Below are 21,901 nucleotides of genomic sequence, written 5' to 3'. Positions count from 1 at the left end.
ATTGCCCACGTGCAAGAGGGATCAGAGCGCGTCCAGCCCGACCTCGGCCATCAGTTCCTGCGCGGCGTCAGCCAGCAGACGATCTTGGCCCGCCCCTTCGACCGGCGTGCGCCCGTGCTCTAGGAACAAGGGTGCAGACAGGGGTGTGACCCGATCCAAGGTAATGTGGTCGATGGTGCCGTGCACGCGGGTGATCATCTCTTCAATTCGAGAGAAATCGACGAGGCCGCGTTCGGCTTCCTCTCCGGTAATCCGTAGCATCAGATGGTCGGGGTCATAGCGGTGCAGGGTGTCGTACAGGATGTCGCTGCTGAACGTCGCCTGCCGACCCGATTTGCGCTGGCCCGCGTGGTTGCGGTCGATCAGACCGGCGATGATTGCGCTGGATTTAAAGGTCCGCTTCATGACTGCATTCCCCGCGAGCCAACTGTCGAGACCGTCCCGCAGGGCGTGCAGATCGAACAGCGGTGCGGGGTCGCGCAGGGGCTCCAGACCCCAGATCAGCGTGGCATAGTCGGTCGCGACGAACCCCAAGGGCGCAAGGTTCAGTTCATCCATCCGTTTGGTCATCAACAGCCCGAGCGTTTGCTGTGCATTTCGCCCCGCAAACCCGTAGACGCAGGTGTAATGACGGGCATCCCGCGGGAAGCTCTCGATCAACAGGCGGCCGGGTTCGGGCAGGCGGCTGACTTCGCGTTGCAGGTGCAGCCACTGGGCTGTGTGCGTGGGCAGGGTGGGCCAATTGTCCTGCTGGAACATGCGCAAGATGCGCTGGCTGAGCTGGGTCGAGGTCGCGAATTTAGTGCCGTTAAACGTTGCGATCTTTGGCTCTTTGTCCGCGCGGCGGGTGACTTCGACGGTCATCTCGCGCAGCGCTTCGTAGCGGACGATCTGTCCGCCGATCAGAAAGGTGTCGCCCGGCGTCAGTTGCGCGGCAAAGCCCTCTTCGATCTCGCCCAAAGGGGCACCGCCGCGGCCTGTGAACCGGACCTTAAGCGTGTCGGGGTCCATGATTGTTCCAATATTCATGCGGATCTGGCGGGTGGCGCGGGGGTCGCGCAACTGCCACATCCCATCGGCTCGCTGCATCAGGCGCTGCCATTTGTCATAGGCCCGCAGGGCGTAGCCGCCGGTCGCCACGAAATCGAGGCAATCGTCAAACTCGGCGCGGGTCAGGTCGGCATAGGGGCCCACCGTGCGGATTTCGTGAAGCAGGTCCATGGCGTCGAACGCGCCAGCACAAGCGCGGATCAGGATGTGCTGGCACAGGACATCCTTGGGCCCCCGCTGGCGAGTTTCGCCGTCCAGATCGTGGTCCTTGACCGCTTCCAAAGCAGCGTGGCATTCGACCACCTCAAAGCGGTTCGCGGGCACCAGCAGCGCCTTGGACGGAGCGTTGTAACGGTGGTTGGCGCGGCCGATCCGCTGGACCAAGCGTTTGACGTTCTTGGGCGCGCCGACCTGAATGACCAGATCGACATCGCCCCAGTCGATCCCCAGATCGAGGCTGCCGGTACACACGATCGCCCTCAGTTGACCGTCCACCATCGCCTGTTCGACCCGCTCGCGCTGCTCGCGGGACAGGCTGCCGTGGTGGATGCCGATGGGCAGGCTGTCCTCGTTCGCGAGCCAAAGGTGGTGAAAGAAAATCTCGGCCTGCGCACGGGTGTTGTGAAAGATCAGCGTGGTTTTGTGCTGCTTGACCTGTTCGAGCACCGCGGGGATCGCGTAGCGCCCGCCGCCGCCGGACCAAGGGGGCGCCTCGGTGGTTTCCAGCATCCGGATGTCAGGATCAGGCCCGGGGTCAGCCAGAACGACCTCGCACGGGTCGGGATGCTTGGCCAGCATCCGCGCGATGGCTGCGGGGTCGTCCACGGTGGCGGACAGGCCCACGCGGCGCATTTCGGGGCACAGAGTTTGCAGGCGGGAAACGGCCAGCATCAGCTGATCGCCGCGTTTGGATTCCTCTAGCGCGTGGATTTCGTCGATGATCACCCGCTTGAGCCCCGCAAACATGCGCGGCGCATCCTCGTAGCTGGTCAGCAGCGCAAGGCTTTCGGGCGTGGTCAGCAGAATATGGGGCGGGTCGGCGCGCTGGCGGCGCTTGCGCGTGGCCGATGTGTCGCCGGTGCGATCCTCGACGCGGATGGGCAGGGCCATCTCGGCAATCGGGCGTTCCAGATTCCGGCGGATGTCACTGGCGAGCGCCTTGAGCGGTGAAATATAGAGGGTGTGCAGCCCCTCGTGCGGGCCCTCGGCTAGATCGGCGAGTGTGGGCAGGAAACCGGCCAAGGTCTTGCCTCCACCAGTCGGCGCAATCAGCAGCAGGGACGGCGCGTCAGACCGATCCAGCATATCCTGCTGGTGCGGGTGGATGGACCAACCGCGGGTGTCGAACCAGTTTTTCAGGATGGGGGGCAGTGCTCTCATACCGTGATCATATGGGGCGCTGCTGGGACGGGAAAAGGCCCGACACGCGGGCCTGATCCAGATTTATCGAACGATGACCTCGTCCTTGACGAACATGTTGGCCCAAGCGCGATCAATCAGCTCTGGCGTCATCTGATAGGGGATGCCCTCGAACTCACAAATCGCGATCATCTGGTCGATCAGGAACACCGGCTGGTAGTTCGCATAGACGTTGTCGATCGTCGGGTACTTCTTCTTCAGCAGGTGCAGCAGGGACTTTTCATCCAGTGGCATCTTCTTTTTCCGCGCGATTAGGGCAAAGATTTTCAGGAAGTCCGCCTGATCCGGCCCGTCGATCTTGATCTTGAAAAAGATCCGGCGCAGCGCCGCTTTGTCGAAGATGTCGTTCGGGTGGAAGTTGGTCGAGAAGATGACCAGCGTGTCGAACGGCACCTCGAACTTCTCGCCTGATTGCAGGGCGAGGATATCCTTGCCCTCTTCCAAGGGAACGATCCAGCGGTTGATCAGCGCCTGCGGCGGGTCGGCCTGACGGCCAAGGTCGTCCACGATGAACACGCCGCCAGTGGATTTCAGCTGCAAGGGCGCCTGATAGGTCCGCGCGTTCGGGTTGTAGACCAGATCCAGCATGTCCAACGTAAGTTCGCCGCCCGTAATCACGGTCGGGCGTTCGCAGCGCACATAGCGGGTGTCAAACCGGCCAGTGGTGCGGCGCAGAGAGGTGGGATCCTCCTCTTCTTCGGCCACGGCGGTGTGCACGATGGGGTCGTAGACGGTGATCACCTGACCGGAGTATTCGATGGCGCGGGGCACATAGATCTTGTCACCCAGCGCATCCCGAATCCCGTTTGAGATCGAGGACTTCCCGTTCCCCGGCGGTCCGTACATCAGGATGGAACGACCGGATGTCACCGCAGGCCCCAACTGGTCGATCAGGTTCGGCGGTAGGATCAGGTGGCCCATGGCCGACATCAGCTGCTGGCGTGTGATCTTCATATTGCGGACGGACTGTCGTTTGACTTGCTGGGCATAGACGTCCATCGGCACAGGCATCGCACCGTAGTATTCCGACTGTGACAGAGCATCCTGCGCACGGGCCTTGCCTGCGTCGGTCAGCTGATAGCCCATTTCGCTGCTGCTGGTCGCGCTCAGCGTCCCCGTGGCTTCGAGCATTTTCTGACCGCGCGCCACATCCACCAATTCCTGCGCGACGGGGATAGGCAGGCACAGGGCGCGGGACAGGTCGCTGACCATATCAAGGTTCATGCGGAACATGGTTTTCAGCAGGATATCCCGCATCATCACCATGCTCAGCTGCATGTCTTGCAGACGGCGCGGGGCCGGAGGGGCCTCGACCCCGCCTTGTCCAAGTTCATGGCTCATGATCTGCCCCTCAGGCAATGCCAAGGGCGCGGAGGCCCAGATAGGTCAGCAAGGTCAGACCCAGCGGCACGCCCATGGGGAATTCGCGCGGACGATCCCAGCTTTCCCAGCCTGCGGTTGCGGTGCGCAGCGGCGTGGCGCGGGCGATGCGATGCAGGACAAATGTCGCGATGATCATCGGGGCCATGATCGCGCCAAGCAGGATCGCGTCGCCTACGGGGACAAATGGTGCGGCAGCCGCCAGAAACTTGGCGTCGCCTGCGCCCATGACGCCGCCAGCGTTCATCAGCATACCGGCCACCAGCATCACTGCCGCATGGCTGAACCGCCACGCGTAGTCTTCGATCGGCAGAACAAAGGGGCCGGTTATGGCATAAAGAACCAAGGTCGCCAGAACGACCTTGTTCGGGATCTTCATCGTTGCTAGATCGCTCCAGATCACAAAGAGGCAGACGGGCAAAAGGGGTACAAGAAAAACAAGCGCCTGAGTGCTATCAAGAGGCATTACCGGATCCTACTAGCCATTCGTTCCTTCAAGAGCACGGAGGCTGCGGGTTGCTTCCTCGAAGTGCTGGGGGTGGGTTTCTATCGCTTCTTTCAGCAGGGCTTGGCCGGTTTTGACGTCGCCTTGCTTGATCGCGGTCAGGGCCAGCGTGTGCAGCAGCTTTGCGCGCTCTGTCTGGTCCATGGGAATGACGGGCAGGGTGTAGTTGCCCTGTGCGCCGCGAGCCAGAACGAGGTTGTTCTTGGCGGTAAAGACGCTGTTGTCCTGTCGGATCGAGTCGGTGAGCAGACGTTCGGCACCGGCAAAATCACCGCGAGTCAGCTTCGAATAGCCCCAGTTGTTCAGAACGCCCGCGGGGCTCAGCGTCAGGCCAAGGGCGGTCTCGTAGAAGGCATCAGCCTTTTTCCAGTCCTTGGCGGCGTCGGCCACAATCGCCTCTAGCCGATAGCGTTTGAAGGTCTCGTAGGTCGGGGGGATCGAGTTCAAGGTCTCGCGCGCAGCGTCAAATTCGTTCGCGCGGATTTGCGCGTCGGCCAGACCAACTTTGTCGTCATTGGTCGCGCCTTCCATCGCGGCAACCTTGCGCCATTCGATGACGGCCTCGTGCGGGCGTTTGGCGCGGACAAGTGATGCAGCGAGGCCACGCTGCAGGTCGATCCGGTCGGGATTTTCTAGGCCGGAGCGCCGGAAATAGTTCACGGCCTCGCCTGGATCGGCGACAGTCAGCATCACGTCGCTCAGGTTGGTTTCGTCAATGACGTTCACTTCCTGAAGTTTGCGATCGACGCTGCTCTGATCGTTTGCGCCACAGGCGGAGAGGGCCAAAGTCCCGCCAATACAAAGAGATACAATAAACCAATGGCGCATTTTCTGCGTCCTTTTACTGCTGCTGCCTCATTCTGGTGTCGTTTTGAGAAGGTACTCTCCGGTCCCTTGCCGCACCAATTTGTAAGTGTTTTCTACGTCATCATACTGCGCATCCTCGAATTTAGCGAGTGCTTTGCGCAGGTTATCGCGGATTTCGTCGCTCTGGCCGTTGGACAGGGCATAGGCCTGACGAAAGACCTGCACCGCCTCGGAGGTCCGGTCCGCTTCCATAAGAACGACCCCCAGATTGTTCCAAGTCCCGTAGTTGTCGTTGTCTTCGGCCACAGATTTGCGCAGTTGGGTTTCCGCTTGGCCCAATCGGCCCAATCGCAGGTTCGCGGCGCCCAAGGCCCCGAGCACCTCGGGCGTCATGCCGCGGTTTCCGGCGGCGCGGGTGTACGCCTGTAGGGCCAGTTCGAATTCGCCCGCATCCATCAGGCGATCCCCGACCAGAAGCTGGTCCACGGGTTCTGCTGAGTAATCCGTCGCGGGCGCATAAGGGTTGTCAGGCAGGTCGGCTGGGGCGCTGTCACACGCAGTCAATGACGCAATCACCAAAATGCCAAACGCCCAACGTGCCATTTTCAACCAATCTCCCAAGGCCACTCAAAGTGATCGGACCTCCCGTTAGGTCGAGTGCTATTTCATTTTCTCGAACATCTCAACGATACCGTAGATGGATGGACCGATGAGGATCAGGATGAGAGGGGGAACGGTCAGGCCCATCGTGGCGAGTGTCATTTTCGTAGGCAGAGTGTTTGCCTTTTCCTCGGCGCGCATCACGCGTTTGTCGCGCATTTCCTCGGCATAGACGCGCAGGGCGTCAGTGATCGGCGTACCAAAGGTGGCGGATTGGATCAGGACCGTCACAAAGCTAGAGATGTCAGGTACGCCAGCGCGTTCGGATAGGTCGCGAAGAACGACAGCCTTGTCTTTGCCGGCCTTCATTTCGTGGGCGACGATCTCGAACTCTTCGGAGAGGGCAGGGTAGCCGTCGCGGCTTTCGCGGGCGACGCGGATGATCGATTGGTCCATGGACTGACCTGCCTCGACACACACCAGCATCATATCGAGCGCGTCGGGAAACCCCTCGAGGATCGACTTTTGCCGTTCTTCTTGGCGCTTGTTCACCCAGTAGCGCGGCGCCATGTAGCCGACGACCGCAGGCAATAGCGCGTACATGACCATTTCTTTGGGTTGCAACGTTTCCTGCGCGCTGGCCATAAAGGCATAGAGTAGCCCTAGCCCCAGCGCCCCAAGTCCTAGAACCATCTGAGCAAAGAAGTACCAGCGAACGGCGTTGCGCGATCGGTAGCCAGCCTGAATGAGCTTGAGCCGGATCGACGAGAACTCTTCTTCGTCCTGCGGTTCGAGAAAGTGCGAGAATTTCTCGAGCTTGTCGGTACCGCTATCCGCGCGCAGGCGGTTTTCGCGGCCAGTGGTAGATGTTGCGGCGCTGGCGGCCTGCAGCTTCTTTAGCGGATCGGCAGGCTGCAGCAGGAACATTCCGGCAGCGACCGCGATCAGGACCAGCCCAAGTCCGCCTGCGATGATGACAAAGCCAAACGGGCCTAGGATATCTGTGAGCATGGACATAGCGACCTCATACCTTGATGTTTACGAGGGCCCGCATGACGATCATATTCGCCACGAGGAAGCCGCCAACGACCAGACAGGCTGGGACCCAGTATTCGGTGGTCGACACCTCGTCGTAGTAGCCGGGGTTGATCATGTTCATCAGTGCCAAGCCCGCGATGGGGAAGCCGGACAGGAACATGCCGGACCATTTCGCCTCGGCGGTGATAGCCTTGACGCGGCGAAACAGCTTGAAGCGGGCGCGGATCACCTTGGCCAGACCAGCCAAAATTTCCGCAAGGTTGCCGCCCGATTGCTGCTGGATCGACACCGCAACCGCCATAAAGCGAAGGTCCTGATTTTCCAAACGCGACGCCATTTCCCGTAGGGATTCGCTGACGTCACGGCCATAGGCAGCCTCGTCTGCGATCACACCGATCTCGGTGGCCAAGGGATCGTCCACCTCTTTGGCGACGATGTTGATGGCAGAGCTAAAAGGGTGCCCGACGCGCAAGGAACGGACCATAAGCTCAACCGCATCGGGCAGTTGCTCTTCTATCATTGCCATCCGCTTGGTGGCCTTGCGGTTGATCCAGAAGTACACGCCGCCGACGCCCATGCCGACAGCGATTGCGGCACGGATAGGGGTATCCGCCTCGGTCGTGGCGGTGAGAACCACAAAGGCGACAGCGCTGAGGCCGATCATCATCAGGATTAACTGGCGCGGCGTGAACGCGATTGCCGCCTTCTGCGCTTTGCTCGCCAGCAACGAGTAGATCGGAATCGACTGTGCCTTCATGTGCTGCTGCATTTCCTTGCGCAGCTGTTCCAGCACCTGTTCGCGATCTTTGCCCTTGTCCAGCATTTCCAGACGGCGGTTCACGCGGTTGTTCAGGCTGATCGATTTGCCAAAGACGGTCAGGTAGACGCCCTCGATCAGGACCAGAACGCCGACAAAGATCAGGACATAGATAATCAGTTCGGGATCGAGTGACATATCTTACCCTCTTACTGGTTCATAGATCGACGGTGGCAGATCGTAGCCCCATAGGCGGAACCGCTCTGAGTAGTAGCTGCGCACGCCGGTGCCAGTGAAATGGCCCATGATCTTGTTGTCGGGGCCTATGCCCGTCCGCTGGAACCGGAAGATTTCCTGCATAGAGATAACCTCGCCTTCCATCCCCGTGATCTCGGTGATGGACACCATACGGCGCGAGCCGTCCTGCAAGCGGCTGGCCTGCACGATCAGGTTCACCGCAGACGCGATCTGGCTACGCACCGCCTTAAGCGGCATCTCGATCCCGGCCATCGCGACCATGTTCTCCAAACGGCTGATACCGTCGCGGGCATTGTTCGCGTGAATGGTGGTCATAGATCCGTCGTGACCAGTGTTCATCGCCTGCAGCATGTCGATGACCTCTTCGCCGCGTGTCTCGCCGACGATGATGCGGTCAGGACGCATACGAAGCGCGTTCCGCAAACAGTCCCGCTGTGTGACGGCGCCTTTGCCCTCGACGTTCGGGGGGCGGCTTTCCATGCGGCCCACGTGGGTCTGCTGCAGCTGGAGTTCGGCTGTATCCTCGATGGTCAGGATGCGTTCGCTGTTGTCGATGAAAGAAGACAGCGCGTTCAGTGTGGTCGTCTTGCCGGAACCTGTGCCGCCAGAGACAATCACGTTTAGACGCGTGGCGACGGCGGCTTGCAGATAGGCGGCCATTTCTTCGTTAAAGGCGCCGAAGTTGATCAGGTCGTCGATCCCCAGCTTGTCCTTTTTGAATTTACGGATCGACACCAGCGATCCGTCCACGGCCACTGGGGGCACCATGGCGTTGAAACGCGAGCCGTCCTGCAAACGGGCGTCCACGTAAGGTGTGGATTCGTCGACGCGGCGGCCCACGGCGGATACGATCTTGTCGATGATCCGCAGCAGGTGCTTTTCATCCTTGAAGGTGATGTCCGACAGTTCCAGCTTGCCGCTGCGCTCGATGAAAATGCGCTTGGGACCGTTCACCAGAATATCACTGACCGTCTCGTCTTTGAGCAGCGCCTCTAGCGGGCCAAGTCCGGTGACTTCGTCATAGAGCTCGGTCACGAGGGTTGAGCGCTCCTCGCGGTTCAGGACAACGCCCATTGCGGACAGCGATTCAGTCGTGATGTCCGAAATCTCTGCCCGCAGATCTTTTTCCGAGGCATGTTCCAGCGCGGCCAGATTCAAGTGATCCAGCAACTCGCGGTGCATCTGCAGTTTCAGTTCGGCCAGTCGGTCCTTGCGCTTCTGCTCTTTGTCAGACGCGGCTGGGCGCGCTGATGTGGTTGGCAGTGGTTTGCGCAGCGGGGCGGCACGCTTGGGTTCGGGGGTGGGCTGCGGTGCGGCGTCAACAACCCCGCGACCGGCCGCGACGGCGGTCGATTTCTTGTAACGCGAAAACATGGTGTCTATCCCGGTCTAGAGGCGTCAGGCCGCCTCGGATGTGGTTTGGTTCAGCTGGTGCAATTGGGTGGCCAGCTTGACGATTTCTTTGCGCAAGGGGTTCTTGGCTGCGCTTTCGGCTAGCGGCTGTCCATGGTCACAGGCCTGCATCACGGGCTTGCCACCATCTGGCAGGTGCACCTCAATTGAAATTCCCAGACTCTCGGCTAGACGTTTGATCCGAGAGCGGCCCGTCAGGTCCGTGAATTTTGGCGCTCGGTTCAGGATAAAGCGCATCTTTTCAAAAGGCAGATCCTCCGCTTGCAATACGCGCTTGAGCCGCAGGGTGTTCTGGGCGGACCGCATCTCGAGTTCGAGCATCGCAAAGTAAACATGGGCAGTGTTCAGTACCACGTCCGTCCATTGGGTAATCACCGAAGGCATGTCGATCACAACATAATCGAAGTTCTGGCGGGCCGTTTCGATCAGATGGGTGACATCATCCTGTGTCAGGTAATCCATCGGCAGAATGTCCGGCGGAGCGGTCAGGACGTTCAACTTTTCTTCGAACTGAACGAGGCTGGCACAGAAGGCGTCATCATCCATTGCTTCGACATCAGACAGGAGTTCGTGCACGGCATCGCGGCGGGGCAGGTCGAGATAGGTCGCGACGCTGCCGAACTGATGGTTCATGTCCAGAAGTGCGACACGTGGTTGATGGTCGCCCTTCATGTTCGCAAGCTCCCAAGCCAGATTGACCGCCATGGTGGTCGATCCTGTGCCGCCTGCCATGCCTTGGACGGCCAGAACGACGCCATCGGTGCTAATCTTGGCAGGAGCCACTTTGCCAACACGCTGCGGCGCTGCGGGTTCAGGCGCCGGCGTGCGCAGACGCGCGACCGCAGAGGCCAGCTCGCCTTCGGGCAGGGGGTAGGGCAGGAATTCTTCGGCGCCGAGGCGCAAGAGTTGGTGCAGGTGGTTGGCCGAAACATTCTCGGTGACAAGGATCACCTTGATGCCCGCTTGCCGCGCGCTGCTGATAATTGTTTCGATCTGGGGCAGGACCTCTTCGTCGCTGTCGTCCATCGCGATGGCGACGAACTCCATCCCAGAGGCTTCGGGTTGAGATAGGAACGCAGCGGCCTCGTCGAGGGACAGGTCACCCCACGCCTCGCCCATCACGGTTTCCATATCCTCGATAAGAAGGTCGAAATTCTCGACATCCCGCGAGATCGTGCAGGCCAGAATCTGCGCGTTTTCTGGAGTCGGATCTACGCTGGTCATTCTTTACCTCGTTACTCTCTGACAACGAGGGCGCATTGGCCCCCAAAGATGATCCCCGAGCGATGAGACTCGGGGCTCTTTGGAGAAAGATGACGGCCAATCTGGGCAACAATTGGACCCAAACAGCCCATTTGTGCGGAAATGGTTAACGTAGATTACTTCTCGGTTTCGAAATCGCGGCCTTCGATACCGGTCAGCGTCGTTTGCGAAACGCCGCTTGCGATGTAGTCGCGGTAGACGATCTGCGCATATTTCCCATCCAAAACAGTGGGATGGCTGCCAACGAAGCCCAGAACTTCGGTCACGGTGCGGCGGTTGCGGCGCTCGTGGCCTTCGGTCACAATCAGCGGCTGCGTTTCGCCATAAGAAACCATAGCTTCCAAGCGGCTGCGGCTCACGCCGAGTCGGATCAAGTAGTTCACGACGGCATTCGCACGGCGCAAACCCAGAGATTTGTTATAAGAATCAGAGCCGACGGCGTCGGTGTGCCCATAAACACGGAAGCGTACTTCGGGGAACTGCTGAATCCAGCGGGCCTGTTCGCGCAGCGTGTCCTGCGCGCCAGCGTCCAGAACAGCGCTGTTGAACTCAAAGTTCACTGTGGTCAGCACTTCGGCCGCAAACCGGCTTGCCAGTTCGTACGTGTACTGTTTTTCGCCGGTCATGTAGGCGATGTTATTTCGGGTCGATTGCCCGAAATTTCCGTTATCAGCGATGGAGCCCGATTCTTCGTAAAATGCGCGGTAGACAGGATCCTGGCTGGCGCAGGCCGACAGAAGAATCACACCAGCCATAGCGGCTGTAGTTTTGTAGCGGCGCTGCATTAACCTATTCCATCACATAACCATAAGAGCCGCTGAAGTCCTGCTTGGCGACTTCGGCTGCCGCGCCATTCTGGCGTGTCGCAGTGTCGCTGGCAACACGTCCAAACAGAAACAGGTCTTCTTCCGACGGGGGTTTGATGCGATCGGTAGGCAAAGCAAGCACTTCGCCGCGGGTTGGCGTGACCAAGTGGGGGGTGATGATGATCACCAGTTCGGTCTGTTCCCGCATGTATTCGGCGCTGCGGAACAGGGCACCAAGCACGGGAATATCCCCTAACCACGGCACTTGACCGTTCAGATCGCGGAAGTCATCCATCAAGAGGCCCGCGATGGCAAAGCTTTCGCCGTCGCGCATTTCCACGGTTGTCGACGCTTCGCGCCGTTGGAAGGCATCAATCTCGAACCCGTTGACCGAAAAGCCGTTAGACGCATCGATTGCGGATACGGCGGCCTCTAGTTCAAGGTTAATGACGTCCTTGTCCACGACGCGGGGAATGAAGTTTAGCTCAATGCCAAAGGGTTTGTACTGAACGCCAATGGTGTCCGTGTCGACAACGGGGACAGGGTATTCGCCGCCTGCAAGGAATTTCGCCTCTTGTCCCGATAGCGCGACAAGGTTCGGTTCCGCCAGAGTGCGAACCATACCCTTGCTTTCCAGCGCTTCGAGCAGGATGCCCACTTCGACCGATCCCGCGCCAAAGCCAAAGAGCAAGGCGCCGTTGTTATCGTTCGTGGATGGTGTGAGTCCCGCGATTGCGTTCGAGACCGCGCCGCTGTTGTTGTAGCTGCCGGTGCCGCCAAAGACTGAAACGTTGTCGCCGCCGCTGAGGCTGACAGACGAGGACAGCGATTTCGAGACGGTGCGCTGCATTTCGGCGAAACGAACCTTGAGCATGACCTGCTGGACGCCGCCGACAGACATCAAGTTGGACACGCGCTCGGGCGCATAGCGTTCTGCCAGATCTAGCGCACGGTCGAGGCGGGCCGCGCTGCTGACCACGCCGGATAGGACGATGCCGTCGTTCGCGGTACGAACTTCAATGTTTTCGCCGGGCAGGATTTGACCGAGGCGCTCTTTGAATTCCGAAATGTCGGCGGCGACGCGCACGTCGACGTTGCTGATCAGTGTTCCGCTGGCATCAAAGAGTGTGAGCGAGGTTAGCCCGGGCGTCTTGCCAAGCACATAGATCGTTCGGTCGGACAAAGAGGAGATGTCCGCGATGTTGGGATTTGCGATGCTCAGCTCAGCAAAAGGGACGTCGCTTTCAACCACGACCGCGCGGTTCATGGGAACTTCGAGTGTTGAGCTCGGGCCATTGCGCAGTACACGCAGCGTATCAGCCTGCGCATGTGTGGGCACAAGGGCTGGCGTTGCGGCAATGATCGACATCGCGACGGTCATCGCGGTTAAAAACTTACTGCTGTACATGTGATCTGCCTCTCTGATCACGCTCGATAGTGTGAGTGTTGTTTTTCTTTTGCCTCTCAGAATGCGACAGAAGGCGGATTTTTTCAATAATTAGATTGGTTACACGCAAAACCTGTGTGTAGGACGCGCAACAGGGGCCATCAAAAGGCCCCCGTGTTTTGTAAGTAATTCTGTCGGCACAGCTTAGTTTGTGCAGGGAATTTCCGTCACGACCACCTCTGCGCCGCGGCGCTGACGAATGGTGCAAACCTCTTTTTCCTTAGCAACTTCAGCCACTTCGCGCTGCTCGATGCCCAAAAGACGGTTTTGGTCCACTTCGATCGACTGTGCGACGGTCTCGTCCCGCGCACCCAGCAGCGATAGGCTTAGGCCGCCACTCGATTGAGCTTGGGCGAGGGTCGCAACTTGCCGCGGTGTGGCCGCAACGGTCACAGTGCGCGCGATTGTCGCGTCTGAGGAGCTAAAGCTTGTGGCTTGGTCGATGGCGATAATCTGCACGCCGGGCTCGATCATTTTGGTAAAGTCACCGCTTGCAATGCCAAGCGCGTCGCCTGACCGGACTGCACCGGTCCAGTAAACGTCTACACGGTCTCCTGGGCGCAAGAAGCCCGAGACGCCGCTCGTTACATCGACTTTGATGGTAAAGGCACGCATCCCCGGTTCCAGCAGTGAGGTTAGCCCCACATCTTCGCCCGGTTCGGTCACTTTGCTGGTCATGATGACCTCGTCCTTTTCCATCTTGCGTATGGCCACGCGCAGAGCGCTGTCGCCTTCGGGAAAAAGAGCGGTTTCTTCTGTGAACGCGGCTTCGGGCAGGGCGCTCTGGGGCCAGTTGACCAAACGCACATGCTCTTTGGTAATTTTATCGCCGTAGTCGACCTCTTGGGTCAGGACATAAACGGGGGTTGTCGGGACGATCTGCTGAAGTGCTGCATCCCGAGCTGCGATTTCGTTGCGGTACGCTTGAATACGGTCCTTTGCCATGAACACAGCAAAACCGGCCAGCGCGACGCCAACGACGAGGACGAGTCCGAAGACCAAACGCATAGCGTTCCCTTTCTTTGAATGACCAATGAGCCGCCCCGAGGGATGTCGGGACAGTCCAGGCAGATGTTGCTCTGCTTCTTTGGGCGAGCGTGTCTCGCTTAACTTGGGGAGGCGATCGACCCAATGTAGGCCGCGATCCCCTCTGTGAGCACCGTTGTACTGTCGCTCATCAGCATGCCGGTGCCATAAGCAAATCCTGCCAGCATCGTGATGAGTACAACCCACTCGACCGAACTTGCCCCTTCCTCGCGATCCGCGAAGATTTTGACGTAGTTGAATGCAGTGTGCTGTTGCACGTCGCGGTCTTCCTGGGTTTCAGGGGTTTCTCGATAACGGAGAATGCCTCCGGACGAAAAAAGGCGCTCTCGACTGGCGAGAGCGCCTCGCGCTAGCTAAGCTAAGCTACTAGATTAGCTGGGTGCCGCGATGGTGCCGATGAAGGTACCGGTGCCGGTTGCCAGAGTTTCGGCGTTGCCGATGATGGTGGTGCCGATCAGGGCGCCAAGGCCAACGGTTGCGGCTGCCAGAACAACCCAGTCTACGGTGACAGCGCCCGACTCGTCGTTCAGGAAAGCGGCGAAGAATTTGTTCAGTTTCATGGTGTTCCCTCCAGAGGATACTCGTGTTGAATTTTTTACTACCGCCTCTTCTTGCTGACCGGCCTCAGTGTTGGTCAGTTCGTCGCTGCGGATGAATACATATAGCCCCCTGAATCGGGCGAGAATGCGGCCCGTTTAGTTCGATTTTCGTATTTCACATCCGAATGGGCCTCTTTTTGTGTAAGTAATTATTTCAAATAGATTCTTTCGTGTGTTTTTTTCTGTTTCATCCTCATTGCGCTTGGGTTCAGTGAGGAATCTGGCGGATTTGACACAAACTTATGATAGTAGACGTAGAAAAGCCGGAGTTCGGGCGCGATGTTCAAAGGGAAATCTGAATTTTCGGTGGATTTGCGGCGTGCCGTGGCGGCTCTGCCTATAGTTTTTGTAATTTTGAATGCGGATATGTCCTTGGCTCAGGACTCAAGTGACTCGTACATAAAAATTACGAGTCCCAAGCCCTTTCCTGAGTTTACCTTCAAATCAGTTAAACCGCCCAAACCAGGAGAGCGGCCCAAGATCGACGTCCAGATTCCTATTCAGGCGCAGATCACACCCAAGGAACCAAGCGCCACGTCAGAAGAATCGCCTGAAGCGCCGGTGTCCTCCTTGTATGAGTGGTATTGGTCGGTGGTCTCGCCCGCGATCGCGGATGCAAGTGCGGGCCGCATTGAGGATGCTCTGGTTGCTTTGCGTGGTCCTGATGGGCAGATCGTGCCAACACCGCGGCTCGCCGCCATGCAGGCACTGGCGGCGGAGCATGCTGCAACTCTCATGGTCGAAACGATTGGGACCGAGGTGTCGCCTGCTTTGGCCCTCGCTGTAATTTGGGTCGAGTCTCATGGCAGAGCCGATGCGGTAAGCGGGGCAGGGGCCCAAGGCTTAATGCAGTTGATCCCTGCCACAGCAGAGCGGTTCGGTGTCACCGATAGTCTAGACCCAGTTCAGAACATCAGAGGGGGGATCAAATATCTCGACTTCCTCCTCAAGACATTCTCAGGTGATCCGCTGCTGGCATTGGCTGGCTATAATGCGGGTGAAAATGCGGTGCTGCGAGCCCAAGGCATTCCGACATATCCAGAGACCCGAGACTACGTCCCCAAGGTGCTTGCCGCATTCTCGATCGCAAAGGGCTTGTGCAAAACGCCGCCGATCTATGTCAGTGACGGTTGTGTTTTCCAAAGAACAGAGCGATAGATGGTGCGTTATCGCGCAGAACTCACGAATACCTCACCTTTATGTGCATTGAACGTGAGCGAGAAAGATCCAATTTTGGTGTCATAAGCGACGCAACATTGCGTCGAGCATGAAGATAGAAACCGAAAGGAACTTTGAAATGAAACGCTTTGTAACCGCTACCGCCGTTGTTCTTGGTCTTGCTGCTCCTGCCTTTGCAAGTGACCAACTCACAGCTGACCTTGGTGTTCCCGCTGACCAGTACACAACTGCGCAGCTGACCCAGATGCATTTTAACCAGGACAAGTCGATCAGCGACAAAAACACTTACTTTGGTGGCGACAGCACCTCGACCGTGTCGTCGAAATCCTCGCTGAACCCGACCGCCGAAGCGATCTTTACTTCGCTGGAACTGGAACAGAACCCCGCTCTGGAAGTATCGCAACAGGTGAACACCACCACTGTCTATAGCTCGGCTGCCGTGAATGACCGCGCTGCTGCGATTTTTGCAGAGATTGATGCTAACGACTAATTAACATGCCGTGACATGCTCCGTGTGAGAGCAAAGGCCCGCCGGATCCCGGCGGGCTTTTTCTGTTTGCCGCCGTGGTATTCAGCGCATCCCAACCGACATTTCGCAACCAAACTCCAGAGGTTTCACTGTCATGTGAACGTCACATTTGTATGTGCATAAATGCACTAATATTACAGATAAATCTCGTTTTCGTGCATTGAAGTTCCGTCTTGGTGGGCGCATATCAAGCCCATGCCGAGGCCAAAAGGTCCGGAAGAAAAACAAACGGATGTTAGAAGGACGTTGAAAATGAAAAAGATTATCGCAACCACCGCTGTCGTACTTGGTCTTGCCGCTCCTGCTTTTGCTGCGGGTCAACTGGCCGCTGATCTGAACGTACCCGCAAACGAGTACACCACCGCACAGCTGGTCCAGCTGCACTTCAACCAAGACAAATCGGTTAGCGAGCAGAACACCTACTTCGGTGGCGAGACTGCAGCGACTGTTTCGTCGAAGTCGGCTCTGAACCCCACCGCCGAGGCGATCTTTGTTGGTTACGAGCTAGAGCGTAAGCCTGCTCTGGAAGTCGCACAGGACGTAGACTCGACCACTGTTTACAGCTCCGCCGTTGTTAACGATCGCGCTGCAGCAATCTTTGCAGACATCGACGCAGAGTAATCTGACATTCGTCAGTCGCCCTGTTGGGCCCAAGCCCGCCGGTTTTCCGGCGGGCTTTTTCGTGTGTGACGTGGAACATCCAAAGTGGTCTGGCCGATCCTTTGCCACAGACTGGGTTCCCTATTTCACTGCGATGTGAGCGTCACAAGTTATGTGCATTTTCGCACCAAAATGACAAATAAATCTCGGCTTCGTGCATTGAAGTTTCTCTGGATGGGGCTCATATCTAACCCATGCCGAGGCCGAAAAGCCCGGAAGCCAAACAAAACGAATTGAAAAGGATGTTGAAAATGAAAACCTTTATCGCAACCACCGCTGTCGTACTTGGTCTTGCTGCTCCTGCTTTTGCTGAGAACCAACTGGCTGCAGACCTGAACGTGCCCGCGAGCGAATACACCACTGCTCAGCTGGCACAGATGCACTTCAATCAGGATAAGTCGGTCAGCGAGCGCAACACCTACTTCGGTGGCGACAGCACCTCGACCGTATCATCGAAGTCTTCGCTGAACCCCACCGCCGAGGCAATCTTCACCTCGCTGGAGTTGGAACAGAACCCCGCACTGGAAGTCGCGCAGGACGTTGATACGACCACTGTCTACAGCTCGGCAGCCGTGAATGACCGCGCTGCAGCGATCTTTGCCGACATCGACGCGAACGACTAACACTCGATCGCTCTTTAACAAAAAAGGCCCGCAGAATTGCGGGCCTTTTTTCGTGTTCGCGAATGCCTGTGTTAATCCACAATCGTCGCTTCGGTGGCAGCACGCAGTTCGTCCTCGGTGACGCCCTCTGCGCATTCCACGATCTTCAGGCCACCTTCAACCACGTCCAGAACACCAAGGTTGGTGATCACGCGGTCCACCACGCCCTTGCCGGTTAGGGGCAGGGTGCAGGATTTCAGCAGCTTCGACTCGCCGTGCTTGTTGGTGTGGTCCATGACCACGACCACGCGGCCTACGCCAGCCACCAGATCCATCGCGCCGCCCATGCCTTTGACCAGCTTGCCGGGGATCATCCAGTTCGCCAGATCACCGTTCTCAGCGACTTCCATCGCGCCCAGAATCGCCGCTGCGATCTTGCCGCCGCGGATCATGCCAAAGCTGGTGGAGCTGTCGAAATAGCTGGTTTCGGGCAGTTCGGTGATGGTCTGCTTGCCCGCGTTGATCAGGTCGGGGTCTTCGTCGCCCTCATACGGGAAGGGGCCCATGCCCAGCATGCCGTTTTCCGACTGCAGCATCACGTTGACGCCTTCGGGAATGAAGTTCGGAACCAGCGTCGGGATGCCGATGCCAAGATTCACGTAGGTGCCGTCTTCCAACTCTTTCGCCGCGCGTGCGGCCATTTGATTGCGATCCCAGGGCATTTACATCTCCATGATCTGAGCGACTTCGACCGATCCGCCTTCCCCGATAATGGGGCATTCATTGGCGATCGCGGTCGCTTCGTCGATATTTGCGGCTTCTATAATGGCGTATCCGGACAGCGGGTTTGCGCCGCCATCATCAGAAATGCCAGAGGCCGACACTGTTTTGGATTGGCCCACCGGATTGCCTGGATCGGGCATGGAGGCCTCGTACTTGGTAACCCAAGCGACCCATGCCGCGATCGAAGCCTGCTCTTCGGCCTCGGTCTCGGGCATTTTGCCGCCGTGGTATCCATAAAGGAATTTGGCCATATCAGGCCTCTTTCTGACGCACGGTGCGCTGTTCGATCCGCTTCTCGTGCTCTCCTTGGATCAGGCGGTGCACATAGATGCCGGGCAGGTGGATGTGATCGGGGTCAAGGCTGCCGGTGGGGACGATTTCCTCGACCTCCATGATGCAGATCTTGCCGCACATGGCCGCGGGCGGGTTGAAGTTACGGGCGGTCTTACGGAACACAGCATTGCCGGTCTCGTCCGCTTTCCACGCTTTGACGATGGAAATGTCGGCGAAAATGCCTTCTTCCATGATGTATTCTTCGCCGTTGAAGACCTTTACGTCTTTGCCCTCGGCAATCACGGTGCCCACGCCGGTCTTGGTATAGAAGCCGGGGATGCCAGCGCCGCCAGCGCGCATGCGCTCGGCCAAGGTGCCCTGCGGGTTGAACTCCAGCTCCAGCTCACCGGACAGGTACTGGCGCATGAATTCCGCGTTTTCGCCCACGTAGGACGACATCATCTTCTTGATCTGGCGGGTGTCGAGCAGTTTGCCCAAGCCAAAGCCATCCACACCGGCGTTGTTCGACGCAACGGTCAGACCTTTGACCCCGCTTTCCACGATCGCATCAATCAGCAGTTCGGGAATCCCGCACAGGCCAAAGCCCCCTGCCGCGATCAGCATGTCGTCGCGCAGCAGGCCATCCAAGGCCTCCGACGCGCTGCCATACACTTTGTGCATTAGAAAAATCCTCCGTGTATCTCGGAGGCGACTGTGGCGGGCGGGGTGCCTCAAGTCAACAAAATGCCGCGGTGCAGTATCGCGCCGCGGCTTTTGTCAATTTAACGATCGTCCAAGAGCTTACTCTTCCGAGTCGGCCGCTTTCTTGGTGGTTTTCTTTGCTGCGGTCTTTTTCGCGGGGGCCTTCTTGGCGGCGGCTTTCTTGGGAGCTGCCTTTTTCTTTGTGCCCTTTTTCGATGCCTTGGCGTTCACCAACTCGATCGCCATTTCGGCGGTCACATCGGCGGGCTCAACGTCTTTGGGCAGGGTCGCGTTGACTTTTTCCCATTTCACGTAGGGGCCGTAGCGGCCGTCATAGACGTTCATCGCGCCGCCATCAGGGTGGTCCCCCAATTCTTTCAAGGGCTTGGCAGTGCTGGCCGCACCACGACGACCGCGGCTCTCGGCCTTTTTCGCCAGTTCTTCGACAGCGCGGTTCATGCCGATAGTAAAGACGTCGTCCACCTCTTTGAGGTTCGCATAGAGCTTGCCATGTTTGACGAAGGGACCGTAGCGGCCAATGCCCGCTTCGATCATTTCGCCGTCCTCTGGGTGGGGGCCAACTTCGCGGGGCAGACTCAGGAGCAGCAGCGCCTTTTCCAGATCCATCTCATCCTTGGACCAACCGCGCGGCAGGCTTGAACGATCGGGCTTGGGCTTCTCTTCGGTCGCTTCGCCGCGCTGCACATAGGGGCCAAAGCGGCCAGAGCGCAGGCTGATCTCGTTGCCGTCCTCGTCTTCCCCCAGAATCTGGTCACCGGAATCATCGGTATCGCCATTGATCGGGCGAGTGTAACGGCACTCGGGGTAGTTCGAGCAGCCGACGAACCCGCCTGTGCGCGAGGTTTTCAAGTGTAGCTGGCCTGCGCCACACTGGGGACAGGTGCGGGGATCGCTGCCGTCCTCGCGAGGCGGATAGAGCTGAGGTGCGAGCGCGTCATCCAGCACGTCGAGCACTTCGGCGATGCGCAGCTCGCTCGTTTCCTCGATCGCGGCGTGGAAATCCTTCCAGAAACGCGCCAGCAAGTCCTTGTAGTCGCGGTCGCCTGCGGACACGTCGTCCAGTTCGCCTTCGAGCGCGGCAGTGAAGTCATACTCCACATAGCGCTTGAAGAAATTCAGGAGGAAGATCGTCACGATCCGGCCTTTGTCCTCGGGAATCAGGCGGTTCTTGTCCTTGGTGACGTATTCGCGTTCCTGAATTGTGGTCACAATCGACGCGTAGGTCGAGGGACGGCCGATGCCGAGCTCTTCCATGCGTTTCACCAGCGTCGCCTCGGTGTAGCGGGGCGGGGGTTGGGTGAAGTGCTGTTCGGGAATCACGTCGCGCTTGTGCGCCTTTTCACCTTCGGTGAGGTGGGGCAGACGCTTGTCATCTTCGTCCACGACGTCGTCGCGGCCTTCTTCGTAGATCTTGAGAAAGCCGTCAAACAGAACGACCTGACCGTTTGCGCGCAGCACCACTTGGCCATCCGCGCTGGCGATATCGACCACGGTGCGCTCCAGACGCGCGCCTTCCATTTGGCAGGCCAGGGTGCGCTTCCAGATCAGATCATAGAGACGGGCCTGATCCTGTTCTTTCAGCTTCAGCGCGGCCGCGTCCTTGGTCATATCCGTCGGGCGGATACATTCGTGGGCTTCCTGCGCGTTCTTGGCTTTGTTCTTATAAATACGCGGCGACGAGGGCACGTATTCCGCGCCGTAGCGATCCTTGATCGCCTCGCGGGCTGCGGTCACGGCTTCGGGCGCCATGTCGATGCCATCGGTACGCATATATGTAATGTGACCGGCTTCGTACAAACGCTGCGCAGCATTCATGCACTGGCGCGCGCCCATGCCGAATTTGCGGCTGGCTTCCTGCTGCAAGGTCGAGGTCATGAACGGTGCCGAGGGGTTCCGGCTGGCGGGCTTTGCTTCGACCGAGCGGATGGTCAGATCGCGGCTGTTGATCGCCTGCACGGCCATTTCGGCGGCGGTCTGGTCGGCCAGATCGAATTTATCCAGCTTCTTGCCAGCGAACTCGGTCAGGCGCGCTTCGAATTCGTGGTTGCGGGCGTTGTTGAGCAGTGCCTTGACGGTCCAGTATTCGCGGGCCTGAAACGCCTCGATCTCCATCTCGCGTTCGACGATCAGACGCAGGCAGACGGACTGCACACGGCCAGCACTACGGGCACCTGGAAGTTTGCGCCACAGAACCGGCGAGAGGTTGAAGCCCACGAGATAGTCCAGCGCGCGGCGGGCCAGATAGGCGTCCACCAAGGGCTGGTCCACATCACGGGGATTTTTCATCGCCTCGGTCACGGCAGATTTGGTGATCGCGTTGAACACCACGCGTTTGACTTCGGTCGATTTCTTGATCGCACGGCGCTTGGTCAGGGTTTCCTGCAGGTGCCAGCTGATCGCCTCTCCTTCGCGATCAGGGTCGGTCGCGAGAATGAGCGAGTCGTCGTCTTTCAACGCGTCGGCAATCGCTTTGACATGTTTTTTGGAGTCGTTCCCGACCTCCCATGTCATCGCGAAGTGGTCATCCGGATCGACCGAGCCGTTCTTGGCAGGCAGATCGCGCACGTGTCCGTAAGAGGCGAGCACTACGTAGTCTTTGCCGAGGTACTTATTAATGGTCTTGGCTTTGGCCGGGGACTCGACGACGACGACGGGCATGAAGGGCACCTCTTGCGATGGGTTCAGGTGGCGTATGGCGGCGCAACATGTGGGGTGCAAGGGGGGAATGTCAATCTTTGCTGGAAACTCCGGCAAACCTGACTG

22 protein-coding genes are annotated in these 21,901 nt (G+C 58.5%); 4 read left to right on the top strand and 18 right to left on the bottom strand.

Features of this window, described 5'->3' with window-relative positions:
* Nucleotides 1-21 precede the first annotated feature (21 nt).
* The 14 genes from BM225_RS17705 to BM225_RS17640 form a co-directional block, all read right to left on the bottom strand.
* Nucleotides 22-2,430: a ligase-associated DNA damage response DEXH box helicase gene (locus BM225_RS17705; protein ID WP_072705676.1), complete on the bottom strand. Its 2,409-nt coding sequence runs from the start codon at nt 2,428-2,430 to the stop codon at nt 22-24.
* A gap of 63 nt (nt 2,431-2,493) precedes the next feature.
* Nucleotides 2,494-3,810 carry a P-loop NTPase family protein gene (locus BM225_RS17700; RefSeq protein ID WP_072705678.1) on the bottom strand — a complete coding sequence of 439 codons (1,317 nt, stop codon included), beginning with the start codon at nt 3,808-3,810 and terminating at the stop codon, nt 2,494-2,496.
* Nucleotides 3,811-3,820: 10 nt separating this feature from the next.
* Nucleotides 3,821-4,315 (bottom strand): A24 family peptidase, encoded by a 495-nt coding sequence (locus BM225_RS17695; RefSeq protein ID WP_072705680.1) that lies wholly within the window; start codon nt 4,313-4,315, stop codon nt 3,821-3,823.
* A 12-nt stretch (nt 4,316-4,327) separates the two neighbouring features.
* Complete coding sequence (locus tag BM225_RS17690) at nt 4,328-5,182, bottom strand: tetratricopeptide repeat protein (RefSeq protein ID WP_072705682.1); 855 nt, start codon at nt 5,180-5,182, stop codon at nt 4,328-4,330.
* Between the two features lie 27 nt (nt 5,183-5,209).
* Nucleotides 5,210-5,764: a tetratricopeptide repeat protein gene (locus BM225_RS17685; RefSeq protein WP_072705684.1), complete on the bottom strand. Its 555-nt coding sequence runs from the start codon at nt 5,762-5,764 to the stop codon at nt 5,210-5,212.
* A gap of 57 nt (nt 5,765-5,821) precedes the next feature.
* The gene (locus BM225_RS17680; RefSeq protein WP_072705686.1) at nt 5,822-6,778 is read right to left on the bottom strand and encodes a type II secretion system F family protein; all 957 of its coding nucleotides are present in this window, start codon (nt 6,776-6,778) and stop codon (nt 5,822-5,824) included.
* Between the two features lie 7 nt (nt 6,779-6,785).
* Nucleotides 6,786-7,754 carry a type II secretion system F family protein gene (locus BM225_RS17675; RefSeq protein WP_072705688.1) on the bottom strand — a complete coding sequence of 323 codons (969 nt, stop codon included), beginning with the start codon at nt 7,752-7,754 and terminating at the stop codon, nt 6,786-6,788.
* Between the two features lie 3 nt (nt 7,755-7,757).
* The gene (locus tag BM225_RS17670) at nt 7,758-9,188 is read right to left on the bottom strand and encodes a TadA family conjugal transfer-associated ATPase (RefSeq protein ID WP_072705690.1); all 1,431 of its coding nucleotides are present in this window, start codon (nt 9,186-9,188) and stop codon (nt 7,758-7,760) included.
* Between the two features lie 24 nt (nt 9,189-9,212).
* A complete protein-coding gene (locus BM225_RS17665) occupies nt 9,213-10,451 on the bottom strand; it encodes a CpaE/TadZ family protein (protein ID WP_092465117.1) in 1,239 nt (412 codons plus the stop codon).
* 155 nt (nt 10,452-10,606) lie between these two features.
* Nucleotides 10,607-11,275 carry an OmpA family protein gene (locus BM225_RS17660; protein ID WP_092465116.1) on the bottom strand — a complete coding sequence of 223 codons (669 nt, stop codon included), beginning with the start codon at nt 11,273-11,275 and terminating at the stop codon, nt 10,607-10,609.
* 4 nt (nt 11,276-11,279) lie between these two features.
* Nucleotides 11,280-12,704 (bottom strand): type II and III secretion system protein family protein, encoded by a 1,425-nt coding sequence (locus BM225_RS17655; protein ID WP_072705696.1) that lies wholly within the window; start codon nt 12,702-12,704, stop codon nt 11,280-11,282.
* A gap of 183 nt (nt 12,705-12,887) precedes the next feature.
* A complete protein-coding gene (cpaB, locus tag BM225_RS17650; protein WP_072705698.1) occupies nt 12,888-13,751 on the bottom strand; it encodes a Flp pilus assembly protein CpaB in 864 nt (287 codons plus the stop codon).
* 98 nt (nt 13,752-13,849) lie between these two features.
* On the bottom strand, nt 13,850-14,047 hold the full coding sequence (locus BM225_RS17645) for a hypothetical protein (protein ID WP_072705700.1): 198 nt from the start codon (nt 14,045-14,047) through the stop codon (nt 13,850-13,852).
* Nucleotides 14,048-14,161: 114 nt separating this feature from the next.
* The gene (locus BM225_RS17640) at nt 14,162-14,350 is read right to left on the bottom strand and encodes a hypothetical protein (protein WP_072705702.1); all 189 of its coding nucleotides are present in this window, start codon (nt 14,348-14,350) and stop codon (nt 14,162-14,164) included.
* 600 nt (nt 14,351-14,950) lie between these two features.
* Between BM225_RS17640 and BM225_RS17635 the strand changes: the two genes are divergently transcribed.
* The 4 genes from BM225_RS17635 (at nt 14,951) to BM225_RS17620 (ending at nt 17,380) form a co-directional block, all read left to right on the top strand.
* A complete protein-coding gene (locus BM225_RS17635; RefSeq protein WP_245780535.1) occupies nt 14,951-15,547 on the top strand; it encodes a lytic transglycosylase domain-containing protein in 597 nt (198 codons plus the stop codon).
* Between the two features lie 139 nt (nt 15,548-15,686).
* Complete coding sequence (locus tag BM225_RS17630) at nt 15,687-16,058, top strand: hypothetical protein (RefSeq protein ID WP_092465115.1); 372 nt, start codon at nt 15,687-15,689, stop codon at nt 16,056-16,058.
* 291 nt (nt 16,059-16,349) lie between these two features.
* On the top strand, nt 16,350-16,718 hold the full coding sequence (locus BM225_RS17625; protein WP_072705706.1) for a hypothetical protein: 369 nt from the start codon (nt 16,350-16,352) through the stop codon (nt 16,716-16,718).
* A gap of 290 nt (nt 16,719-17,008) precedes the next feature.
* Nucleotides 17,009-17,380, top strand: coding sequence for a hypothetical protein (locus BM225_RS17620; protein WP_072705709.1), 372 nt, complete (start codon nt 17,009-17,011; stop codon nt 17,378-17,380).
* Between the two features lie 71 nt (nt 17,381-17,451).
* On the opposite strand, the gene BM225_RS17615 is transcribed toward BM225_RS17620, so the two are convergent.
* From BM225_RS17615 to topA, 4 genes are all read right to left on the bottom strand, one after another.
* Complete coding sequence (locus BM225_RS17615; protein ID WP_072705711.1) at nt 17,452-18,081, bottom strand: 3-oxoacid CoA-transferase subunit B; 630 nt, start codon at nt 18,079-18,081, stop codon at nt 17,452-17,454.
* Nucleotides 18,082-18,393: a YciI family protein gene (locus tag BM225_RS17610; RefSeq protein ID WP_072705714.1), complete on the bottom strand. Its 312-nt coding sequence runs from the start codon at nt 18,391-18,393 to the stop codon at nt 18,082-18,084.
* Between the two features lies 1 nt (nt 18,394).
* On the bottom strand, nt 18,395-19,096 hold the full coding sequence (locus BM225_RS17605) for a CoA transferase subunit A (protein WP_072705716.1): 702 nt from the start codon (nt 19,094-19,096) through the stop codon (nt 18,395-18,397).
* A 120-nt stretch (nt 19,097-19,216) separates the two neighbouring features.
* Nucleotides 19,217-21,796 (bottom strand): type I DNA topoisomerase, encoded by a 2,580-nt coding sequence (gene topA, locus BM225_RS17600; protein WP_072705718.1) that lies wholly within the window; start codon nt 21,794-21,796, stop codon nt 19,217-19,219.
* Nucleotides 21,797-21,901 lie beyond the last annotated feature (105 nt).

Origin of the sequence: Donghicola eburneus (assembly GCF_900115865.1) — a bacterium.
Classification (GTDB): domain Bacteria; phylum Pseudomonadota; class Alphaproteobacteria; order Rhodobacterales; family Rhodobacteraceae; genus Donghicola; species Donghicola eburneus.
The sequence above is the reverse complement of the archived record's forward strand: the minus strand, read 5'-3'. Positions and strand labels throughout refer to the sequence as shown.